Annotated in this window: 21 protein-coding genes; 8 read left to right on the forward strand and 13 right to left on the reverse strand. The window is 28.5% G+C overall.

The features are described 5' to 3' along the window. The first annotated feature begins 426 nt into the window (after positions 1–426). Positions 427–1,083: an HAD family hydrolase gene (locus X274_RS11700; protein ID WP_052913292.1), complete on the forward strand. Its 657-nt coding sequence runs from the start codon at positions 427–429 to the stop codon at positions 1,081–1,083. Between the two features lie 67 nt (positions 1,084–1,150). Here the strand turns inward: X274_RS11700 and X274_RS10115 are convergent, their stop codons facing one another. The 13 genes from X274_RS10115 to X274_RS10175 form a co-directional block, all read right to left on the reverse strand. Further along, complete coding sequence (locus X274_RS10115; protein ID WP_047266711.1) at positions 1,151–1,903, reverse strand: N-acetyltransferase; 753 nt, start codon at positions 1,901–1,903, stop codon at positions 1,151–1,153. 4 nt (positions 1,904–1,907) lie between these two features. Continuing rightward, positions 1,908–2,984, reverse strand: coding sequence for a Gfo/Idh/MocA family protein (locus X274_RS10120; protein ID WP_047266712.1), 1,077 nt, complete (start codon positions 2,982–2,984; stop codon positions 1,908–1,910). Next, a complete protein-coding gene (locus tag X274_RS10125) occupies positions 2,981–4,285 on the reverse strand; it encodes a nucleotide sugar dehydrogenase (protein WP_047266713.1) in 1,305 nt (434 codons plus the stop codon). Before X274_RS10125 ends, X274_RS10120 begins: the two co-directional genes overlap by 4 nt. A gap of 131 nt (positions 4,286–4,416) precedes the next feature. Further along, complete coding sequence (gene cysS / locus X274_RS10130) at positions 4,417–5,808, reverse strand: cysteine--tRNA ligase (protein ID WP_047266749.1); 1,392 nt, start codon at positions 5,806–5,808, stop codon at positions 4,417–4,419. A 2-nt stretch (positions 5,809–5,810) separates the two neighbouring features. Further along, on the reverse strand, positions 5,811–7,271 hold the full coding sequence (gene gltX / locus X274_RS10135; RefSeq protein WP_047266714.1) for a glutamate--tRNA ligase: 1,461 nt from the start codon (positions 7,269–7,271) through the stop codon (positions 5,811–5,813). A 1-nt stretch (position 7,272) separates the two neighbouring features. Continuing rightward, positions 7,273–7,809: an NUDIX domain-containing protein gene (locus tag X274_RS10140; RefSeq protein ID WP_047266715.1), complete on the reverse strand. Its 537-nt coding sequence runs from the start codon at positions 7,807–7,809 to the stop codon at positions 7,273–7,275. A 1-nt stretch (position 7,810) separates the two neighbouring features. Beyond that, positions 7,811–8,956 carry a SpoIIE family protein phosphatase gene (locus X274_RS10145; RefSeq protein ID WP_047266716.1) on the reverse strand — a complete coding sequence of 382 codons (1,146 nt, stop codon included), beginning with the start codon at positions 8,954–8,956 and terminating at the stop codon, positions 7,811–7,813. Next, on the reverse strand, positions 8,931–9,356 hold the full coding sequence (locus tag X274_RS10150) for a cytidine deaminase (RefSeq protein WP_047266717.1): 426 nt from the start codon (positions 9,354–9,356) through the stop codon (positions 8,931–8,933). Before X274_RS10150 ends, X274_RS10145 begins: the two co-directional genes overlap by 26 nt. Continuing rightward, on the reverse strand, positions 9,331–10,665 hold the full coding sequence (locus tag X274_RS10155; RefSeq protein WP_047266718.1) for a hemolysin family protein: 1,335 nt from the start codon (positions 10,663–10,665) through the stop codon (positions 9,331–9,333). Before X274_RS10155 ends, X274_RS10150 begins: the two co-directional genes overlap by 26 nt. Positions 10,666–10,675: 10 nt before the next feature. Further along, positions 10,676–11,575, reverse strand: coding sequence for a YitT family protein (locus X274_RS10160; protein WP_047266719.1), 900 nt, complete (start codon positions 11,573–11,575; stop codon positions 10,676–10,678). Between the two features lie 3 nt (positions 11,576–11,578). Then, positions 11,579–12,712, reverse strand: coding sequence for a molecular chaperone DnaJ (gene dnaJ / locus X274_RS10165; RefSeq protein WP_442914804.1), 1,134 nt, complete (start codon positions 12,710–12,712; stop codon positions 11,579–11,581). Next, entirely contained in the window at positions 12,712–13,341 is a 630-nt protein-coding gene (locus tag X274_RS10170; protein WP_047266721.1) for a nucleotide exchange factor GrpE, read from the reverse strand. Before X274_RS10170 ends, dnaJ begins: the two co-directional genes overlap by 1 nt. Before the next feature lie 22 nt (positions 13,342–13,363). Next, positions 13,364–14,371 (reverse strand): HrcA family transcriptional regulator, encoded by a 1,008-nt coding sequence (locus X274_RS10175; RefSeq protein WP_047266722.1) that lies wholly within the window; start codon positions 14,369–14,371, stop codon positions 13,364–13,366. 115 nt (positions 14,372–14,486) lie between these two features. On the opposite strand from X274_RS10175, the gene X274_RS10180 reads away from it, so the two are divergent. The 7 genes from X274_RS10180 to murC are packed head-to-tail and all read left to right on the forward strand — an operon-like array spanning position 14,487 to position 23,063. Beyond that, a complete protein-coding gene (locus X274_RS10180; protein WP_047266723.1) occupies positions 14,487–15,968 on the forward strand; it encodes a UDP-N-acetylmuramoyl-L-alanyl-D-glutamate--2,6-diaminopimelate ligase in 1,482 nt (493 codons plus the stop codon). Further along, positions 15,965–17,227, forward strand: coding sequence for a UDP-N-acetylmuramoyl-tripeptide--D-alanyl-D-alanine ligase (locus tag X274_RS10185; protein ID WP_047266724.1), 1,263 nt, complete (start codon positions 15,965–15,967; stop codon positions 17,225–17,227). Before X274_RS10180 ends, X274_RS10185 begins: the two co-directional genes overlap by 4 nt. Before the next feature lie 10 nt (positions 17,228–17,237). Further along, complete coding sequence (gene mraY, locus X274_RS10190; RefSeq protein WP_047266725.1) at positions 17,238–18,188, forward strand: phospho-N-acetylmuramoyl-pentapeptide-transferase; 951 nt, start codon at positions 17,238–17,240, stop codon at positions 18,186–18,188. Continuing rightward, on the forward strand, positions 18,185–19,507 hold the full coding sequence (murD, locus tag X274_RS10195) for a UDP-N-acetylmuramoyl-L-alanine--D-glutamate ligase (protein WP_047266726.1): 1,323 nt from the start codon (positions 18,185–18,187) through the stop codon (positions 19,505–19,507). Before mraY ends, murD begins: the two co-directional genes overlap by 4 nt. Further along, positions 19,507–20,691, forward strand: coding sequence for an FtsW/RodA/SpoVE family cell cycle protein (locus tag X274_RS10200; protein ID WP_047266727.1), 1,185 nt, complete (start codon positions 19,507–19,509; stop codon positions 20,689–20,691). The genes murD and X274_RS10200 overlap by 1 nt, the downstream gene beginning before the upstream one ends. Next, complete coding sequence (locus X274_RS10205) at positions 20,681–21,718, forward strand: UDP-N-acetylglucosamine--N-acetylmuramyl-(pentapeptide) pyrophosphoryl-undecaprenol N-acetylglucosamine transferase (protein WP_047266728.1); 1,038 nt, start codon at positions 20,681–20,683, stop codon at positions 21,716–21,718. The genes X274_RS10200 and X274_RS10205 overlap by 11 nt, the downstream gene beginning before the upstream one ends. A gap of 1 nt (position 21,719) precedes the next feature. Continuing rightward, a complete protein-coding gene (gene murC / locus X274_RS10210; RefSeq protein ID WP_047266729.1) occupies positions 21,720–23,063 on the forward strand; it encodes a UDP-N-acetylmuramate--L-alanine ligase in 1,344 nt (447 codons plus the stop codon). The last annotated feature ends 44 nt before the right edge of the window (positions 23,064–23,107 follow it).

Here is a 23,107-nt window from a genome sequence, read left to right on the forward strand (position 1 = left end):
ATTCACTGAGTGAATTATAACATGTTATTATTGTAAAGTCAATTAATTTATTTTAAATGGCATTGTTGATATAAAAATTTATAATAAAACATATCAGAATAATCATATGTATATTATATTATGATTTCGATTATAGTTAATCGGATTACGCTGTCTAAAAAGTCAAATTCACTCAGGCAGCTTGATTGCTTATCCTTAAAATTATTCATTCTCAGCCGTCGTTCAGATTTTTCATCCATGAAAAAGCTTCACTCAAAAAAACGTCCTGTTTTTTTTGACGGCTTACATTCATAATTTTAAGGGCAATCTTCGAGCCTTCGCTTCATTTGAGATTTTTTAAACAGCATATAAAATATTTGTAATTAGGTAAATTGTTATTAAGTATGAAATATGGTATAATATGTATATATTTTTTAGGAGGTTAATATGAAGAGATATGTAGCTTTTTTTGATTTAGATAGAACATTACTGGATAAATATAGCCCTCAACTTTATTATAAATATGAAATAAAATATGGTAAATTTTCTCGATGGAAATATTATAAAATGGGATTATTTTCTATATTTTATAAAATGGGTTTTGAAATAAAAGATATGGAGGAAATAACAAGAAATGCTGCAGCAGAATATGCCGGGCAGGATGCTAAGGAGGCTTTTGGTTTTGCAAGGCAATGGTTTATGGAAGAAGGAAGATACCATATCAGAAATAGCATGAAAAAAGAAATTGAATTCCATAAAAAAAATAATGCTTATCTTGTTATAATATCAGCATCCCCAGATTCTATTGTCAAACCTGTAGCAGAATATTTAAAATTTGATAATTTTATCTGTACTAAAACTATTATAAAAAATGGAAAAATAACTGGGGAAATCGGGACTTACATGTATGAAGAAAACAAGGTAAAAGAAGCTAAAAAACTATGTCAGAAATATAATTTCAATATGGAAGATGCGTATTTTTATAGCGATTCTATTTCAGATTTACCGTTGTTAAAGGTTGTTGGGCATCCCATATGTGTATCTCCAGATTTTAGATTGAGAAGAATTGCAAAAAAAAATAATTGGAAGATAATAAGAAAGTAGGAAACTGATTTATAAGCAAATAATTTATATATGTGCCAGATTAAAATCTGGCACTTCTTGTTTATCATTATAACTTTTTATAGTAACTTTGATTTTCTAATAATTGATCTTGTGGAACATCCTTGTAAACCATCGCTGGACTTCCAATTACAATCTTTTTTGCTGGAACATTTTTCGTTACAACAGAGCCAGCAGCAACAAGTGCATCTTCACCTATTTCAATTCCTGGCAAAAGAGTGGAATTGGCTCCAATTCTTGCGCCTTTTCTTAAAATTGCACCTTTAAAATATTTCTTTCTTTCCTCGGTTCTTCCAAGAAAATTATCATTTGTAAAAGTAACCTCAGGCGCAACAAAGCAATAGTCTTCTATTATTGATAATGCAGTAATATATGCATTTGTCTCTATTTTTACTTTTTTACCAATTTTTGTTTGATTTTCAACCGCAACACCTCTGCCGATAATTGTATATTCCCCAATTTCAACCTCTTCTCTTATACTTGCTAAATCTCCAACAAAGACAAAGTTATTTAATTTTGCTCCTCTATATATTACACAATTTGCCCCTATAGTTACGTATTCACCAATTACCAGAGGTTCAAGCTCTTTTTCCTGTGTAACGGCAGAGTTTGAAGCTTTAAAAGGTTTTTTACCAAGAACGCTATTGTCAGCAATAATGCTTCCTTTTTTTATAATTGTATCTTTTTTTATAACCACATTATTTCCTATTTTTACCTTTTCTTCTATTACAACATTTTCTTCAATTTCTATATTATGCCCTAACTCAACTGAATCATGAATTTCTGCAAATTCTGAAATCATAATTTCACCTTCCAAAATATTTTTTCATTTCAAGTGTGGAAAATTCAAATGGGAATTTAACAGGTTTGCCTTCTTTTGCAGATTTATATATCGCTAATACAATTTCAACTGCTTTTTTCCCATCTTCACCTGAGATATACGGTTTTCTGTCATCAACTATCGCATTATAAAAATCTTTGTAAAGAGGTACGTGACCGGCTCCGTATACTGTGTCAGGATCTGGTAAGTTTTGGAAAGGATGTGAATCCTCATTTTCGAATCTCCATGTTTCGATTTTATTTACTGCCAGTCCTCCAATAACAACCGTACCTTTTTCACCAAAGACTGACAATGTTTCCTCCAGATTTTTTGGATATACATTTGCTGTGCCTTCGATGATTCCAACTGCACCATTTTTGAATTTTATTATAGCGCTTCCAAAGTCTTCTGCTTCTATATAAGGATGATTAAAATTCTCAATTTTTCCTGTAATTTCTTCTATTTCTCCAAATGTCCATTGTAATAAATCTATTCCATGTGTACATTGATTCATTAAAGTTCCACCATCGAGTTCCCATGTACCTCTCCATGGAGCCTGTTTGTAATATGATTTATTTCTATTCCACCTTATTGAAATTTGCCCATGCAATAATTTTCCAAATTCTCCATTTTCGATTTTTTTTCTCAATTCCTGTATGGGTGGATTGAATCTATTCTGAAAACAGACGCCAAGTTTTAAACCTTTTTCTTTTGAAAGTTCAATCATATGATCCATTTCTTTTGTGGAAAGAGCCATTGGTTTTTCAACAAGCACATGTTTTCCACTGTTCATAGCATCTATCGATATCGGATAATGATATCCACTTTCTGTTGCTATTGATACCATATCTATATCTTCTCTTTTTAAAACTTCTTTGTAATTGTTATAAACTTCTGGTCTTTTCAATCCTGCTTTTTCAATAATATTAGCAATATTTTCCGCCTTTTCAACAATAGGGTCGACAACCGCAACAAGTTCAAATAATTCGTTATTTTTTATTATAGCCTCTGTATGTTTTTTTGTTGCAATTCTTCCGCAGCCAATTAAAGCAAGTCGAATCATAACAATATCACCTTATCCTTATTTTTCATTATATTCTTTGTTTTATTTTTTGTGTCAAATAAGAATGGAGCGTATTCAAGTACAAATTCATAATCAACATTCGAATGCGCGGTAGTCAATACTACAGCATCAACACTTTCCAATAACTCCTTTGTTAATTCTGCACTTTTATATGTTTTTCCTTCATGTATAAATTCTGAAATGTATGGATCATGAATAATAATATCAGCGTGTTTCTTTTCTAAATGCTCTAATACCTTTAAAGCAGGAGATTCTCTTAAATCATCTATATCATTCTTATATGCAATACCGAGTAACAATACTTTTGCTCCATTTAAACATTTTTTTCTATCATTTAAAATGTCCTGAAGTCTTGAAACAACATATTCAGGCATTGCGTCATTTATTTCTCCCGCCATTTCGATTAATCTAGTATGGTAGTCAACAGCCCTTGCCTTATATGTAAGATAAAATGGATCTATTGGAATACAGTGCCCGCCAACTCCTGGTCCTGGATAGAAAGGCATAAATCCAAATGGCTTTGTTGCTGCTGCATCTATAACTTCCCATATATTAATTCCCAATTTTTTTGCAACAACAGCCATTTCATTTATAAGTGCAATATTTACAATTCTAAATGTATTTTCTAAAATTTTTGCCATTTCTGCTTCTTTAGGACTTGAAACCGCAAAAACTTCAGCTTCTAAAACACTTTCATATAGTGCTTTTGCGTGTTTAGTGCATTCTTTAGTTACACCGCCGACAACTTTTGGGGTATTTTTAGTTTTGAATCTTAAATTTCCGGGATCTACCCTTTCTGGTGAGAATGCAAGATAAAAATCTGTTCCAACCTTTAAACCCGTTTCTTCTAAAATTGGAAGCATTACTTCCTCTGTTGTTCCTGGGTATGTTGTGCTTTCAAGAGTAACGAGCATATCTTTATGCAATCTTTTAGCAACCTCTTTTGTGGAAGCAACTACATATTGTAAATCTGGTTGTTTGAATTTATCAAGAGGTGTTGGAACACAGATCATAACAGCATCACATTCTGAAATTTTGTCAAAATCTGTAGTTGCAATTATTTTTTTATTCTTTACTAAGTCTTCCAATTCTTCGTTTACAACATCACCAATGTAGTTGATACCTTTATTTACCATTTCAACCTTTTTTTCTTGAACATCAAAACCAATAACGTTATAACCTGCTTTTGCCTTTTCAACAGCTAAAGGCAATCCTACATAACCAAGACCAATAACACCTATTTTAGCTTTTTTGCTTTTTATTTTTTCCATCAATGTCATACTAATCCCTCCAGAAAACTTTTTTCATTCACTGAGTGAATTATAACATATAATAATTGTAAAGTCAATAAATTTTTTGTTTGGCTAAAAACAAAATCCCCTGCATAAAGCAGGAGATTTTTGATTTTAATTTAATCTATTGTGTATTTTGTTCCTTCTGATGTATCTTTTAATGTTATACCTATATTTTTTAATTCATCCCTTATATAATCACTTAGTTGAAAATTTTTCTCTTTTCTTAATGAATTTCTTACATCAATTAATAAATTCATTAGTTCTTCTGTTTTTAAATTTTTTTCCACACTTGTAGGTATTTCAAATATACCTAATACAGGTCCGAATTCATTTCTTATTAAATGATATGTTTCCAATAATCTTTGTTCATTATTTTCATCATATGCTTTATTTAATTCGTTGACTAAGTCAAATATTAATGCAATAGCCTTTGGTGTATTAAAATCTATAGATAAATGATTTATGAACTCATCAATTTTTTCTTTCATATATTTTGATTTCGGAATATATGGGACATAATTATTGTATTTTTCTTCTACCCTTTTTAATGATTCATTTACTCTTTTTACAGATTTTTTCTGTGCGTTTAACCCTTCTTCTGTAAAGTCAAGTGGTGTTCTATAATGTTTTGATAATATAAATGTTTTAATTGTATCTGGATCATAAGCCTTTACTAATTCCCTGACAAGCCATATATTTCCTATGGATTTTGACATTTTTTCTCCAGAAAATCTGATCATTCCATTATGCATCCAATATCTGGCGAATGTTTTTCCATGTCTTGCTTCGGATTGAGCTTTTTCATTTTCATGATGAGGGAATATTAAATCATTACCGCCTGCATGTATATCAAAAGAATCTCCCAATAAACAGTTAGACATTACAGAACATTCTATATGCCATCCCGGTCTGCCATTTCCCCATGGACTTTCCCAGTATGGCTCCCCTTCTTTTGCCTGTTTCCATAGAGTAAAATCAAGTGGATTTTTCTTTTTTTCTGAAATTTCTATTCTTGAACCGGCAATCATATCCTCTGGATTTCGGTGTGATAATTCTCCATAATTTTTAAATTTAGATACATTGAAATATACGTCCCCTTCTGATTCATAAGCAAATCCTTTATTTATTAAATCTTCTATAAATTCTATTATTTCCGATACATAATTAGATGTTTTTGGATGATAATTGGCTGGTCTTATTCTCAAATAATATGAATCTTTCCAATATTCAACAATATACCTTTCTGCAATTTCTTCAAAAGGCACATTTTCTTCATTAGCTTTGTTTATTATTTTATCATCAATATCAGTGAAATTTTGAACCATTGTTACTTTATATCCAACATATTCCAGGAATCTTCTAAATGCATCAAATACTATCATGGGCCTGGCATTTCCAATATGTATTAAATTATATATGGTGGGGCCACAAACATACATTCTTACATGATCTTTTTCAAGTGGTTCAAACTTTACAAGATCACCTTTTAATGTATCAAATATTTTTATATCTACCATTTTCCCACAACCCTTTCAAGCCTCTGAAGAACTCTGTTTCTTCCTATTAAATGTATAGTTTTTACTAAATCCGGGCCTTCAAAAGAATCTGTTAATATTTTTCTTAAAGACATATAAAATGGTTTTTTCTTTGGTTTTCCTTCTTTCATAGCTTCTTTAATATTTTTTAATATAGTTTCCACTTTCCAATCTGGATCGTTTAAAACCTTCTCATATATTAATTTTATCGTATTTTTTACACCATCTGCTTGCAGAAAATCTTTTAATTCTGCATTTTCGAGATCTACTTCAAAATCTTTTAAGAATATTTCTAATTTTTCTGGTATTTGAGATAAATCCTCTACAGATTCTCGTACTATATCTACTGCTTCGGTCACCCATTTTTTGTTATTATCAAATTGTTCTTTTGATAATAATCCCTTTTCCAGAATAAATAATTTTGATAATTTTACAATTCTATCGAGTTTTGCTTCACGTATATATACACCATTCATCCACTTTAATTTTTCATTATCAAATATTGCAGGGCTGGAATTTACCCTGTTTAAGTCAAAGTTTTCTATCATTTCATTTAATGGCATTATTTCCTTTCCTTCTGGATGTGACCATCCTAATAATGCAAGATAATTTACTAACGCTTCAGGTAAATATCCTTTGTTTCTAAATTCCTCTACTGAGGTTGCTCCATGCCTTTTTGATAATTTTTTTCCATCTGGACCTAAAATCATAGACACATGAGCAAATTCAGGTATTTTAACACCAAATGCTTCATATAACGCAACCTGCCTTAATGTATTTGATAAATGATCGTCTCCTCTTATCACATGAGTTATCTCCATGGTCATATCATCTATAACAACTGCATAGTTATATGTAGGTAATCCATTACTTCTCATAATAATAAAATCTCCTATTGCGCCTTCACCAAATGTAACAGGTCCTTTTATTAAGTCGTTTATAGAAAATGGTTTTCTTGGCATCTTAAAAAACACCACTGGTTTTAATCCTTTTTCATTAAATTCTTTTTTTCTTTCTTCTGTATTATACGATTCTATTAATTCATATGAATAATGTGGTGGCTTACCATTTTTAATTAATTCGGCTTTTATTTTTTCCAGGTCTTCCGGATATACATAAGCATAATATGCTTTCCCTTTATTTATAAGTTCTTCTGTCATCTGTTTATAAATATAAGTTCTTTCGCTTTGCCTATATGGTCCATATTCGCCTTTTACATTTGGTCCTTCATCCCAATCCAACCCCAACCAAGTTAAAGCCTCGATTAGTTGTTCTTCTGATTCTTTTGTTGAACGTTCAACATCAGTGTCTTCTATTCTTAATACAAAGGTTCCATTATGTTTTTTTGCAAATAAATAATTATATAATGCTGTTCTTGCTCCACCAACATGTAAAAATCCTGTTGGACTTGGTGCAAATCTAACCCTGACTTTCATTTTATATCCCTCCTAATATTTTTGCCCTTGCATACGCAGCTATTGTTTTCGCATCTGTTATTTCATTGTTTAATATTTTTTCTTCAAATTCTTTTATATGTATTTTTTTTACTTCAAGAAACTCATCCTCATCAAGATTCATTTTTGTATCTTCAAAATCTTTTACTAAATAAAGATGTATAATTTCATTTGAAAATCCGGGAGTTGTATGAATATATCCAAGATATATCCAGGTTTTAGCCCTTTTTCCAATTTCTTCTTCCAATTCTCTTTTGCCGCATTCAAGAGGTTCTTCACCTGCTTTATCAAACTTCCCAGCAGGAATTTCAAGAAGATGCTTTTTTATTGGAAATCGATATTGTTCAACTAAATATACATAATTATTTTCTACTGGTAACATAGCTACTGCTCCAGGATGTACAACAAATTCTCGTGTAGATTGTTTCCTATTTGGAAGTTCAACAAGGCTTTTTCTTACATCTAATAAAACACCTTTGAAAATATTTTCTGTTTTTATTTCTTTCTCTTCAAAATTCATATTACTCCTCCTGTTTTAATACTAATACTGTAATATCATCTTCTGGAAAATTCCAATCTAAAAGTATATTTAAAATATTTTTTAATCTATCAGTTACTTCTTCTGGTGTGTTGAATTTTTTTGAAATCAATGTCTCATAAAGTTTTTTTTCATCAAAATGTTCAACGTCCAATATTCCATCTGTATAAAATATAATAAACGTATCTTTATCAAATTCCCTAGTTTTAATATTTAAATTGTTTTCATCAATTAAACCAATCCCAGCAGGAAAATTGGTCTTTGAGTCAATTTCTATATTATTTTCTTTTAAAAAAATAATTTCTCTATGGGCTAAATTTATATACTCAATTTTGTTTTTATATATTATAGAAAAGATACCCGTAAAATACACACCATCAAAAAAGTATTCTTTAATGTTTTTTTCTAATTCAAGCATAATATCTTTTAAATTATGTGTTTTAGAACTTTTTATTATATAATCAATTTCTTGTTTTACAATAATAGATAACAACGCAGAAGTTACACCATGTCCGGAAATATCATAAACATATGCAAAAATTTTATTTTTATCTATAGGTATGACTTCTAACATATCACCAGAAGTATTATGTGATGGTATATATATATAATCAAAGAGCATATCATTTAACTTTTTAAATTTTGGCAATAAATTCCTCTGAACCTTTCTGGCAATTCTCAAATCTTTTTCATAACTTTCAATAGAATATTTTAATTTCCTTTGAGTTATATAAAAATCAAGGTGTCTTTTTACCCGTATTAATAATTCATATGGGTGGGCCGGTTTTATTATATAATCCGAAGCCCCAGCTTTAAAAGCATTTTCTTTTATATTTAAATCATTTATTGTCGTTAAAAATATTATTGGAATATTTGAATTTTTTTTAAATTTTTTGATCTTTCTGCATACTTCTACACCATCTAATTCAGATAATTTTTCTTCTAGTATAACAACATTAGGCTCAATATATTGAGCCATCTTTACACCTTCAAAAGCATTTTTCGCTTCATAAACCTCAAACTTTTCTTTAAATCCAAAATCTTTTAAAACTTTATTTTCGTTTAAAAAAAGATGTCTTAGAAAAAATCGATGCTCTTCATTTTCATCGATTATTAGAAGTTTTATCATCTAATTCTTCACCAGAAAACCCATACGGCAGTATTTCTTCTACACCCATTACTTTAAATTCCCTTTTTAAATTTGTCAATATTATTTCATCAACTCCAAATTCAGCAATAACCTGTCTACATGCCCCACAGGGACTTATAGGGCTATCAGTATCTCCAATTACCACTAACGCTTCAAAATCCGTTTCACCTTCAGATACAGCTTTAAAAATCGCAATTCTTTCAGCACACATAGATAAGCCATATGATGCATTTTCTACATTTGTTCCGGTATATACTTTTCCGCTTTTTGTAATTAAAGCTGCACCAACTTTGAATTTTGAATAAGGCGAATATGAATTTTGCATGGAATCCTTTGCTTTTTCATATAATAAATCAAGAATGTCCTGTTTTATTTTCATTGAAATCCTCCTTAACTGTAATTTTAACCTTGTCTATTTTATTCTTTGATACAGAAACTATTTCAAATATAACTCCTTCTAAGGTTATCTTTTCTCCCGCCTTTGGAAATCTTTCAAATTCTTCTAATAATAATCCTCCTATTGTTTCAAAATCTGTTTCTGGCAACTCAAGATCCAATTCTCTTTCAATGTCGTTTATAGGTGTTGTTCCATTAACAAGATACGTATTCTTCGCCAGTTTTACAATATTTATCTCTTCTGAAACTATGTCATACTCATCAAGTATTTCACCTGTTAACTCTTCCAGAATATCTTCAAGAGTGACAAGACCTGCGGTTCCACCATATTCATCCACAACAATCGCCATATGAGTGTGCTTTTCCAGGAAAATTTTCATAACATCTCTGATTTTCATAGTTAAAGGTATAAATTCAACTCTGTGCATAATATTTTTAATATTGATATCCAAAAATTCTTCATTTAACCCTTCTTTTTCCAATATTTTAAATACATCTTTAGCATAACAAACACCTATAATGTTGTCTATTGATTCTTTATATATGGGAATTCTAGAATATCCTTCTTCATTTATTATTTTTATTAATTCTTTCAGATTTTCATCTTCAGAAATAGCAATTATATCAACTCTTGGAGTCATTATTTCTTTTACAGATATTTCTTTTAACTCAAGTCCTCTTTTCATTATAAACTTTTCATCTTTTTCAATAACACCTTCTTCATGGCCGATATCCAGATAATTCATAATTTCATCTTCTGTTATAAAAGGCGCTTCACTTATTTTTTCGCCACCAAATAATTTTATGAAAAAGTTTGATATATTAACCAATAGCCATATAATTGGTTTAAGTATATAATTTAAAAAAGATATAACGGGAAATACAACATTGAAAAACTTTTCTGTATTTTCCCTCGCATAAACTTTTGGCGTGATTTCTCCAAATATTAAAATCATTAAAGTTAAAACTCCCGTTACAATTCCAACAACTTGTCCCGGATTTCCCGGAATTAACTCTATAATAAATGCAGTTGTCAACGAAGAAACCAATATGTTTACAAGATTATTCATTACAAGTATTGTTGTCAAAAGTTGATTTGGATGATGCAAAAAGTGATGTAATTTTTCTCTTGCATTTTCATTATCTTCATTTTCGATTAAATCTTTAACTTTTAATCTGTTCATTGATGTCAACGCTGTTTCTGATGCAGAAAAAAATGCAGATAAAAACAATAATGAAATAATTTTAACTATCATAATAATTATTTCACTATAACTATTAGGGTCTTCCACAATAATCCTCCTAACCTAATTTTTTAAAACCATATCCCAGCGTTTCTGAATTTGGAACAATACTTATGAATGCCTTATCATCAATATCTTTAATGATTCTTCTTAATTCTCCTATCTCACGCCTAGTTAAAACTATCATCAATACCTTTCTTTCCCTTTGTGTATACCCACCTTTTCCTTCTAAAATTGTTACTCCTCTGTCAAGACGTTCAAATATCTTCTCTTTAATTTTATCATATTTTTCACTTATAACCAAGACTGTTCTTGTGGATTCAAACCCTTCAACAACAGTATCTATCATTTTTGACGTAACAAAGATGGCAATAATTCCATACATTGGAACAAGCGGATTTATTAAAAATGCAGACATTGTAACTATTGTATCCACTATTAATAAACCTTTTCCTGTAGATATATGCATATATTTGTTTATTATCATGGCTATTATATCTGTCCCACCAGTAGAGGCATTTCTCCATACAACCAATCCAATTCCTATTCCTGCTAAAACACCACCATATATTGAACTTATTAATAGGGGATCTATTTTGATCTGTGAATTTAATAATAATGATTTCATCATGGAATCCAGATGTAATACCTGTTCAAAATAGTCTATTAAAAAAGATAATAAAAGCGCAGCGTATATACTTTTAAAACCAAATCCAACACCGAGAAGCCAGAATCCAAGAGCAAATAAAACTACATTATACACCAACATTTGAAGACCTAACCACCATCCAAGTAAATTCTTCAAAACAATAGCAAGACCACTGACTCCACCAGCAACAATAGAAAATGGATCAAGAAATAATACGATTCCAAGAGCAGTTAAAATTGTTCCAATTGTTATTATTATATAATTTATACTTTCTTTTCTAAAATTGAATTTTTTAGATGTATTATTCAATCTTCATTCCCCCAGTTTTTTTATCTTTGCAATTTCTTTTAAAAGACGTTTTTCCCTCAAACCTGGTTTTTTGAATTTTACATTTACTTTTATATATAAGTCACCATATTTCCCTGTTCTGAAATCAGGTAATCCGTGCCCTTTTAATACAAGAACTGTTCCTGGATTTGTACCTTCTGGAATTTTTAAAGAAGTTTTCCCGTTTAATAAATCCAATTCAATTGTTGCACCCAATAATGCCTGCACATAATCTATTTCAATTGTAGTTTCTAAATTATTTCCGCTTCTGTTGAATTTAGGATGTCTTCTTACATTTATTTTTATTATTAAATCACCTGCTGGCCCTCCATTTTTTCCGTCATTACCTTTATTTGGAATTCTAAAGGTATATCCATCTTCTACTCCTGCTGGAATAGTTATATCCAATTTTTCTCTTAATATTACCTTGCCACTACCATGACAAACATTACATCTTTCCTGAATTATTTTACCACTACCATGACATGTTGTACATTGATAATTTCTAACGAATACTCCAAAAAAAGTCCTTTCTTCTTCTTTTATTGTACCAGTACCATTACATCTTGGACATGTTGTAAAGCTATTACCGTTTTTTGCACCTGTACCATTACATGCACTACATGTTGAATATCTATCGTATTCTATATGTTTTTTTATATCATTTAATACATCTTTTAAATCTATAGTTATTGAGAAAAATTTATCTTCTCCTTTTATAGGTGGATTAGCTGCTTTTCTCCTTTTCTGCGAAGCAGCCCCACCTGTAAACATGTCAAAAATATCAGAAAAGGTGCCTCCAAAGTCCCCAAAACTTCCAAATAAATCTTCAAATAAATCTTCAAAACCACCTCTTGCTCCACCCTGGCCTGGTGGTGGCATACCATTTTCCGGAACAAATCCAAATCTATCATAAAGGGCTTTTTTCTGGGGATCACTTAACACCTCATATGCTTCCTGTATTTCTTTAAATTTTTCTTCAGCTATATCTTTATTTTCCTGATGTCTATCTGGATGCCATTTTTTCACCAGTTGTCTATAAGCTTTTTTTATCTCTTCTGGTGTAGCATTTCTGGATATTCCCAGTATTTCATAGTAATCTTTTCTCTGGTTCAATATCACTCACCCCTTTCTTCTTCTTTTTTTTCTACTATTTCTTCATTCTTTTTTACGGGTTTTACAGCAACTTTAACCTTTGCCGGTTCAATGATTTTGCCTTCTAATTTTACTCCTGGAGAATCCACAGCAAATATATGATATTCCTCAACTTCATCAGTTTCAATTTTTTCAACAACTTCATGTTCAAAGGGATCAAATCTATCATTTTTTTCCGGAATTATAAACTCAACTCCCATATCTTCAATGCTTTTGACAAATAACTTATATACCATTTCAGCACCTTTTGCAAATAAATCCAGGTTATCCTGATTATTAATAACTATGGAAAAGTTTTTATATATTGGTAATATTTGTTTTATAATATTTTCTTTGGTTTCCTTCTTAATTCTTATTTTATCTTTTTGAACAATATCTTTATAATTTTCAAAATCAACTTTTAAGTTTATTGCATAATTTTTGATTTTTTCATATTCTTCCATTAACTTTTTATTTTCGCCTTTTTGATTTTCTAATTCTTTTCGTAATTCTTCAATTTCCTTTTTTAAAATTTCCATATCTTTATCTAATGCCTTCTCTTTATTTTTTATTTCTTTTATTTTTCCTTCTGATTTTTTCTTTTTTTGTGGCATTATAATCCCTCCTTGTACTTTTTTAAAGATTTTTTGATATAATTTTTGATAATCTTGAAGTATATTCATTTAATACCGAATAGATTTTTCTATAGTCGCTATATTTAAATGTTAACAATACTACTTTACCCAATGGATTTGCATTATGACAATAAGATGTCTCAAACATCACAAAATTTTTCAACTCGGGTATTCCAAATTCATTACCAATCACTGTTTTTATTTCAACATTAAATGGTTTTAGAGATAATAATTGTACTTTCATTTTATCTTCTTCAACTATTTTTGATAAAAACAAAATTTCTTTTGTATTAAAATAGCCAGAAGAAATTATCCTGGCTAATCCGTTTACAATGAACTTATTTCTAAAAAATTCTTCTGCCAGTAAAAATATAAGATTATAAAGATTCATAACTCTAATATCTTTTTCGTTGATGCTTTTTGTTTTTATAATGTTTATTATTTCATGCATGGATTTCCCAACAAGACCTTCATTTAATATTTTTTCTAATTCCTTTGAAGATGGAAATCCATATTTTTCAACCGTTCTTGTTATAGATAAACCTAAATTTGTCATTAGTGTTATCTGATAAAAATCATTTGTTAAATCTGAAACTACAACACGTGTAATAAAAATATATCTTGAATCAGGTAATTCTAAAATAACAAGACTATTTGAAAGCTCCGATAGCATTTTTGAGAATCTATCGAACATAATGTTTATATCATAAAACTTATATTCCTGGGGCAATTCTATATTTTTGCTTTTAACTGAAAAACTTTCTTTAATAGCCTCAAAATAAAGCCTTAAAGCTTTGTCGGTGGGGATACGTCCTGCACTTGAGTGTGGCTGAAATATCAACCCCAGATGCTGGAGTTTCTGCATATCGTTTCTTATTGTTGCAGAACTGACTTTTAATGAGGACTTTTTTAGTATTTCAGAGGAACTTATAGGTTTTTTTTCCTCTATAAAATTTTCAATTATAGAAAATAAAACCATTTTCTGTCTATTACTCAATTCTTTTGGCATTTTATCACTCCTTTTTTTTGAGTGCTAATTATATGATAACATAAAAAAAGGCTTGTAAAAAATTAATTATTGGTGTAAAATTAGTTAAGAAATGATAATTAGGAGCGTGATAAACATGATAGGTTATGATATTATTAAAATTTTAAAAGAATTAATTATAGAATATAATTTCCCTTTAGAAAAGGAATATACATTTTTTACTAATAATACTAATAAAATAAAACCGGGTTCGGTTTTTGTTTGTATTAAAGGTTCTTATTTTGATGGACACGATTTTATAAGAACAGCTATAGAATTTAAAGCAGCTTTAATTGTAGCTGAAAATCCAAAAAAAATACCTTTAAATCACCCCTATATTTTAGTTAGCAATACAAAAAAAGCCTATGCTTTACTTAATTATGCATATTATAACATAAATTTCGATGATTTTAATTTTATAGGTGTAACTGGAACTAACGGAAAAACAACTGTAATTTCCTTAATCCATTATGTTTTGACGTATGGAGAAAAAAATAGTTCTTTAATAAGCACAGTTGGAATTAAAATTAACAACGAATTATTATATGAACCATATAACACAACACCAGGCGTTGATGAAATTGCAAAAGTACTAAATCTTTCAAAGGAAAAATCAATAAAGAATATATGTTTAGAAGTGTCTTCTCATGCAATAGATCAAAAAAGAGTATATAAGATTCCTTTTTCAATTGCTATTTTAACAAACATAACCCGCGATCATCTGGATTATCATAAGAATTTTGATGATTATAAAAATACAAAATTATCTTTATTTAAACAATTAAAAAGCGATGGATATGGAATCATTAATTTAGACTGTATAAATTTAAAGGAAGTTCCTGGAAATAATATTATAACATATGGATTTGATAAAAATGCAGATTATGTAATTTCTAATGTTGACTACAATAATGCACAAATGAGTTTTACTATAACAGAACCAGATGGAACAGAAAATAAAATCCATACTCATTTAATAGGAGAATATAATGCACAAAATATGACAGCTGCATTTATTGCATTAAAATTATTAAATATGGACAATGAGATAATAAGACATGGTTTTTTAACTTTTGAAGGAGTTCCTGGACGATTTCAATTGGTAGAAAATACACGAGATATAGAGTATAAGGTTTATATTGATTTTGCCCATACGCCAGATGCCCTTGAAAAAGTATTGAAAAGTGCAAAAAAAATTACTAAAGGCAGGGTAATTCTTGTGTTTGGAGCTGGCGGTGCTGCCGATATTGGCAAAAGAAAAATAATGGGAGAAATTGCTTCAAAGTATAGCGATTTAATTGTTATAACAGATGATGACCCAAAAGATGACGATCCAGATGAAATTATCGAACATATTCTCGAAGGAATAGATAAAAATAAGACATTTATAGTTATTAGAGATAGAAAAACTGCTATAAAAGCCGCTGTTAGCTTTGCTTCAAGAGATGATGTAGTTATAATCGCTGGTAGAGGACATGAAAAATTTCAATTGTATGAAAATGGAAAAAAAATACCTTTCAATGATTATGAAGTTGCACATGAAATAGTTCAAAAATTCAGAAAGGTGATGAAGAGATGAATGAAACTTCTAAAAAAATTCATTATGAAATCGACTCCCGAAAAATAAAAAAAGGAGATACATTTATTGCAATAAAAGGCGAAAAAAACAACGGACATGATTTTGTGAACGATGCTTTTAAAAAAGGAGCTAAAACAGCTATTGTTGAAGAAAAAAGAAATTATATTAAAGAGGTTATTTTAGCAGACAATGTTATTGACTATATAAACAAAAAGGCTTCCATACTATTAAAAGAAAAATCAAAAATTAGAATAGGAATAACTGGTTCAAATGGAAAAACAACTACAAAATTTTTTTTATATCATTTATTATCATATGGATTTAAAGTTTTCACAACAGAAAAAAATTATAATACTGAGATAGGAATTCCTTTAAGCATACTAAATAATTTTAAAAATCAACCTGTATCCATTTTAGAAATGGGACTTAGAAAAGAAAATGATATTGAATATCTTTCAAAATATTATACCCCTAATATTGAAATTATACTTAATATAGGAACATCACATATAGAATTTTTTAAAACAAGAAAAAAAATTGCTGAAGAAAAGTTAAAGATCATTTCATATGCAGAAAAACCAAGCTTATTGTTTATCAACGGAGATGAACCCTTGTTAAATATAGAATATCCAGAAGATATTAAAGTTTTCAGATTTGGGGAAAATAAAGATAATGATGGTTATTTAATAGATTTTGAATATTTAAACTGGAATACCCGTGTTTATTATAATATTTTTGGTGAAAATTTAATGCTTACACTTAATGGTATATGGAATAAAGGACAATTAATGGATGCTTTAGCATCACTAATGGTTTCATTGTATTTTGAAATTCCACTTGATCCTTTTTATATTTCAAGTTTTTCTTTGCCAGAAAAACGTTTTGAATTAAAGAAATATGGAACATCCCTAATAATAAATGATGCTTATAATGCTTCAAAAGAATCATTCTTAAGTGGATTTGAAAGTATTAAAAAAATGTCTATAAAAAAGAAAAAAATTCTATTAATGGGAGAAGTTCTTGAGATAGGAGATAAATCCTATGAATACCATATTGAAATAATAGAAAGTGCGAAAAAGATTTTTGATCAGATATATTTTTATGATCCTAAGAATAAATTTAAATTTAACAACATCTCAATTCTTCATAAAAAAGAAGATATTTTTGATATTTTAAAATCAGAAAATGCTTTAATATATGTAAAAGGTTCAAATGGAACGAATCTGTGGAAATATGTTGAAGAATTTTTGAACGATTAGGGAGGAATTTATGCTTTTATCAATTATTTTAATATTAATATTTATGGAATTTTTGTTGTATCCGGTATATATAAAATGGGCTCAAAAAAAACAATTTGGACAATATATTAGACCAGAAGGTCCTGACCTTCATGGTTATAAACAGGGAACACCAACAGCTGGAGGAATATTATTTATACCAACTATTTCTATTTTAAATATAATTTCGTATATATATTATAATGATTTAATTTTTATGTATATTGCTATGTCTGCCTTTCTTTTTGGGCTTATTGGTTTTTTTGATGATTTTAGCTCAATATTGAAAAAAGATGCAATGGGATTATCTCCAAAAGGGAAACTGGTTTTACAGATATTGTTTTCCTCTTTATTATTTATTATATTCTTTAATTTTAATATGGATTATATTCTAAAAATCCCATTTACAACCTATAATTTAAAACTATCATCAATACCGTATTTATTGTTTTATATATTGTTTTTTACAGGTTTTTCAAATGCAACGAATCTTACAGATGGACTCGATGGGTTAGCTGGCGGAACTTTTATAATATCTTCAATATTTACTATATTAATTGGTGTATATTATTTTAATGCACCAATCATTTTGTTATATACTATTATATTACCAGTAACTATTTTTCTCATTTTTAATGTTAAACCAGCTAAAGTTTTTATGGGTGATACAGGTTCTTTAGCTCTTGGCGCAATATTGAGTGCATTAGTAACATATTATCATATTGAATTATTCCTTATTTTTACTGGATTTATTTTTGTAATAGAGACTTTGAGTGTTATTATTCAGGTATTTTCATTTAAATTACGAGGAAAAAGAGTTTTTTTAATGTCTCCTATACACCATCATTTTGAACTGAAAAAGTGGCCAGAAGAAAATATAACTTTTAGATTTATATTGGTTAATCTAATATTTTCATTAATAGGTTTTGGAGGTATATTATGAAAATATGTCTTGTTGGATATGGTATAAGCAATGAAGCATTGCTAAAAAATATTTTAATTAAAGAAAATGTAGAAATTTTTGTAAGTAATAATAAAGAATTATCATATAAAGATATAATCTTTTTTGAAAAAAATAAAATATCATATGAAGAACAACATGGAAAACTTTTAAAAGAAGCAGACTTAGCTATAATAAGCCCTGGAATTCATCCAGAAAGTTTGCCTATAAAAATTATCAGGGAAAATAATATTCCCTACACCACAGAAATTGAATACTCATGGAGAAAAATAAAAGAGAAAAATCCTGAATCTATATTTATAGGCGTTACAGGAACTAATGGAAAATCTACTACAACTAAATTAATATCACATATATTATCAAAATCTTATAATACTTTTGTTGGTGGAAATTTAGGAACTCCTTTATCCTCGGCGAATTTTGACAAAGAAATTTATATAGTAGAGATTTCAAGTTTTCAAATTTTTTGGGGTAAAAATTTTATACCAGAAATTGCTGTTTTAATCAACTTAATGCCAGACCATTTAAATTGGCATGCATCTCTTGAAGAATATTACAATACAAAATTAAACTTAATACATAAAACCATTCAAAATGATGGTATAGGTTTTGTTAATTCAAATCTCAAATCTTATTTTAAAGAAAATACAAATAATCTATATTTTTTTGGGGATAATGGTGAATATATATGGAAAAATAACATGATAGAAACAAAAAATAATATTAATATAAAAGTAACGAACGAAACATTAAAATTAGATTTATATAAAGAAGATGTTCTGGCTGCTGTTTCAGTTGCATTGAATCTTGATTTATCAAAGATTTTAATTGAAGAATCATTAAAAACTTTTAAAACATTAGAACATAGAATGGAATTTGTTGGTGAATATAAAGGGATTAAATTCTTTAATGATTCAAAAGCAACAAATGTTCATGCAGCTTTATCAGCTTATAAATCATTCAGACAAAAAAATTATATAGCTATGCTTTCTGGCCAGCCAAAAAATGAAGATATGGAAATTCTTTTAAAAGAATTGCAAAATTATGCAAAAAAGGTACTTGTTTTTGGAGATATGGTTGGTGAAATAAATAAATATAAATTTTTTACCAATTATATTGTTGAAGATAATTTAAAATCAGCTATAAAAAAAGCTGTTGCAATATTCAGAAATAATACTTATAAAGAAGATACTTATATTATTTTATCTCCTGCAGGAGCGAGTTATGATTTATTTAAAAATTATAAAGAACGCGGGAAAAGATTTAAAGAAGAAGTGTACAAATTAATGGAGATGATATAATGAACAAATCCCGTATTTTGAAAAATAGAGCAATTTTATTTATAATAATTGTCGGCATGGCTTTAACACTTGGTACATTTTTTGTATATAGTTCTTTAAGAGCTATGGAATCGACATTTTCACCTATACAAATAGATAAAATGTTTCAAAAACATGTATTTACTATATTATTATCATCTTTTTTAGGCATTATAGCTTTCATCTTATCCAAATATATAACAAAAAGCAGACATTTTATGAATATTTTATTTATATTTTTTATGACTTTACTTGCTCTGGCTTTAGCTCAAGCCCCTATAAATGGAACAAAAAGATGGATAACAATTTTAGGTATTCAAATTCAACCGTCTGAATTTATGAAATTATTTTTACCTCTATACCTGTCATGGTATTATTACAAAATAAAAGAAAGGAAAGCGACATTTGTTTTTGGTATAATAATACCGTTGTTCATAATATTTTTATCCATTTCTTTAATATTTTTAGAACCAGATTTGAGTTCATCTATTCTTATATTTATACTGGCCATTTTGACGATATACATTAATGGAGTAAAGAATATACATTTTTATATGACTCTTTTAATACTAACAATTTCCGGAATTTTTATTATAACAAATGCTGATATTTTGAAAGGCTATCAAAAAGATCGTTTAGAGCAATTTTCTAAAATAGAAGAAAATTATCAATTAAGACAATCGCTTGATGCCATTACAAATGGAGGATTTTTTGGTTCTGGTTCATTTATAGGGGAAGAAAAATATTCCGTACCTTATTCTTATAGCGATTTTATTATTGCTGTTATAGGAGAAGAATGGGGAAAATTAGGGATATTAATGGTTATAACCTTATATTTTCTAATATCGCGAGAGTTAATATTAATGTCTTATCATATGAAAAATTCTGCAGCCCGTAATTTTATGGTAGTATTTGCATTCTGGATATTTTTTCAAAGTTTTATAAATGTTGGAGTTTCAATTGGAATGCTCCCAACTACTGGTGTAACGTTACCTTTAATGAGTTACGGTAATTCTTCATTATTGATTACTATTGTTTCTATTGGATACATAATGGGAATGGTATTTTACGAAATAATAGATGAGCAAACAATTGATGAGCAAACAAAAGAAATATTAGAAAATCAAGAAAATAAAAAAAGGGTGGAAAGAACAGATGAAGTATAGAATAGTTGTATCTGGCGGCGGTACAGGAGGTCATTACTATCCTGCTTATTCTGTTATAAAAGAATTAGAAAAAACAATTGATTTTGATTTAACCTATTTTACCATATATAATAGATTGGATGATATTAAAGTTTCTAAAGATTTTCCTTATGCAAAAAAAATATCCTTAAAAGTAAAAGGCCTTAAAAGACCATTATATTCATTGGAAAATATAAAGATTCTATATAATACATATAAAAATTATCTATCAATAAAAAAAATTATAAAAAAAATAAATCCTCACTTTGTAATTCTTACAGGGGGATATGTAACTGTTCCTGTTGGCCTTGCTGCAAAAGTTTTAAATATACCTATATTCATTCTTGAACAAAATAAAATAATGGGTGTTGCAAATAAAGTTTTAAGCAATTATGCAGAAAAAATCTTCCTGACATATAACAACACAATAGGCAATAAATTTCCAGAGAAAAGCATAGTTAGCGGAAACCCTTTAAGAATTCCTGAAAAAATAGATCGAGAAAATATATTAAATAATCTTAATTTTGATTATAATACTCCGTTGATTACAGTATTTGGTGGAAGTTTGGGTTCAGAATTCATTGATGATTTGATGAAGAATGTTTATAACAGAATAAAAAATGTTAATTTTATTCATATATCTAAAAATTTAAAATCAACATGGGATAATGTAAAAACATTTGAATATTTAGATAATCTTACAGAATATCTTGCAATTAGTGATATGGTTATTAGCCGTGGTGGTGCAACCAGTTTATCAGAGATTGACTTTTTTGATTTACCTGCTATAATTATACCGTGGGAAAGTTCTGCAGAAAATCAACAAACTTTAAACGCAAAAGCTCTTAAGAAAAAAAATATCTGGATATTTAGAGAAAATAATGTTAGTTATAAAGATATAGTAAATATAATATCTGAAGTTAAGACAAGAAAAACTTATACTATAAATAAAGAAAATCCGTCTACAATTATTATAAAAACAATTTTAAACTCATTGGGAGGCGCCTGAAATGAAATACTTTTTTTCCGGAATAGGTGGAATAGGAATGAGCTCATTAGCTCTTTATACGAAATATAAGGGGTTTGATGTAAGTGGATCAAACAATGTAGAGAGTGAAAGAACAAATTATTTAAAAAATAAAAATATTGACATAAAAATAGGGCATACAAAAGAAAATATTTTAAATACTGATTTAATAATAAAAAGTACAGCTATAAAAGATTCTAATCCAGAAATTAAATATGCAAAAGAATGGAATATACCAATTCTTAATAGAATGGAATATTTAAATTATATTTTAAAAAACAACTATAGTATAGGGATTACTGGAACAGATGGAAAAACAACTACAACTGCAATGATATCACACATTTTAAAAGAAGCGCTTTATGATCCTACAGTATTTTTAGGAGGAATTCATGATAGTTTAGAAGATGGAAACTTCAGACTCGGTGCCGGACCTATAATCAGTGAAGTGGATGAAAGCGATGGCTATATTAGAAACACAATTCTGGATGTATCTATAATAACAAATTTAAGACCAGACCATTTAGAACATTATAATAATTCTTTCGAAAATCTTATAGATTCTCTATATAATCATGCATCTAATGCCAGAGATTTTGTGTTGTTAAATGGTGATGATGTTATTTTAAATACATTTTATGATAATTTCGTTATAAAATTTGGTACAACTAATAATTCAGAATACTATTTTACAAATAGAATACCTCATGGATATTATCAAACATTCGATGTCCATTATAAAAATAAATTTATAGGAAAAATAAAAATGAATTTGCCAGGTGTTCACTATGCTTATGACGCCATAGCAGCCATTGCATATTCACTGGAAATGGGAGTTAGTTTTGAAAAGATATGTAAGGCTTTTGAAACATTCAATTCAGTAAATAGAAGATTTAATGTCCTGTTTAAAAATAGCCATATTTTTGTTGTTGATGATTATGCGCACACTCCAGAAGAAGTTGAACATACTATTAAAGCTGCAAGAGAATATTTCCCAGATTATCCTATAGTAGCTATATTTCAACCACATAGATACACAAGACTATTCAGACATTATCAACAATTCAGCCAGGTTTTAAAAAATGCCGATAAAGTTTTTGTATATAGAATATATTCCGCCTTTGAAGAACCTATTGAAGGTGTAAATGAATTAAAAATGGCAAAATTAATAGATGATTCCGAATTTATTAATTCTGAAAACGAAATGATTGATAAAATATTGGATTTAAGTGAAGGAGTATTTTTATTTTTAGGCGCAGGGGATATAACAAATGTGGCTAAAAAGGTAAGCAAAATATTCACGAAAAAATATGAAAATGTTATATGAAATTCATATATAACATCAGCAAAAACACTAATATATTAAAAATA

Origin of the sequence: Marinitoga sp. 1155, assembly GCF_001021175.1 — a bacterium.
Taxonomy (GTDB): domain Bacteria; phylum Thermotogota; class Thermotogae; order Petrotogales; family Petrotogaceae; genus Marinitoga.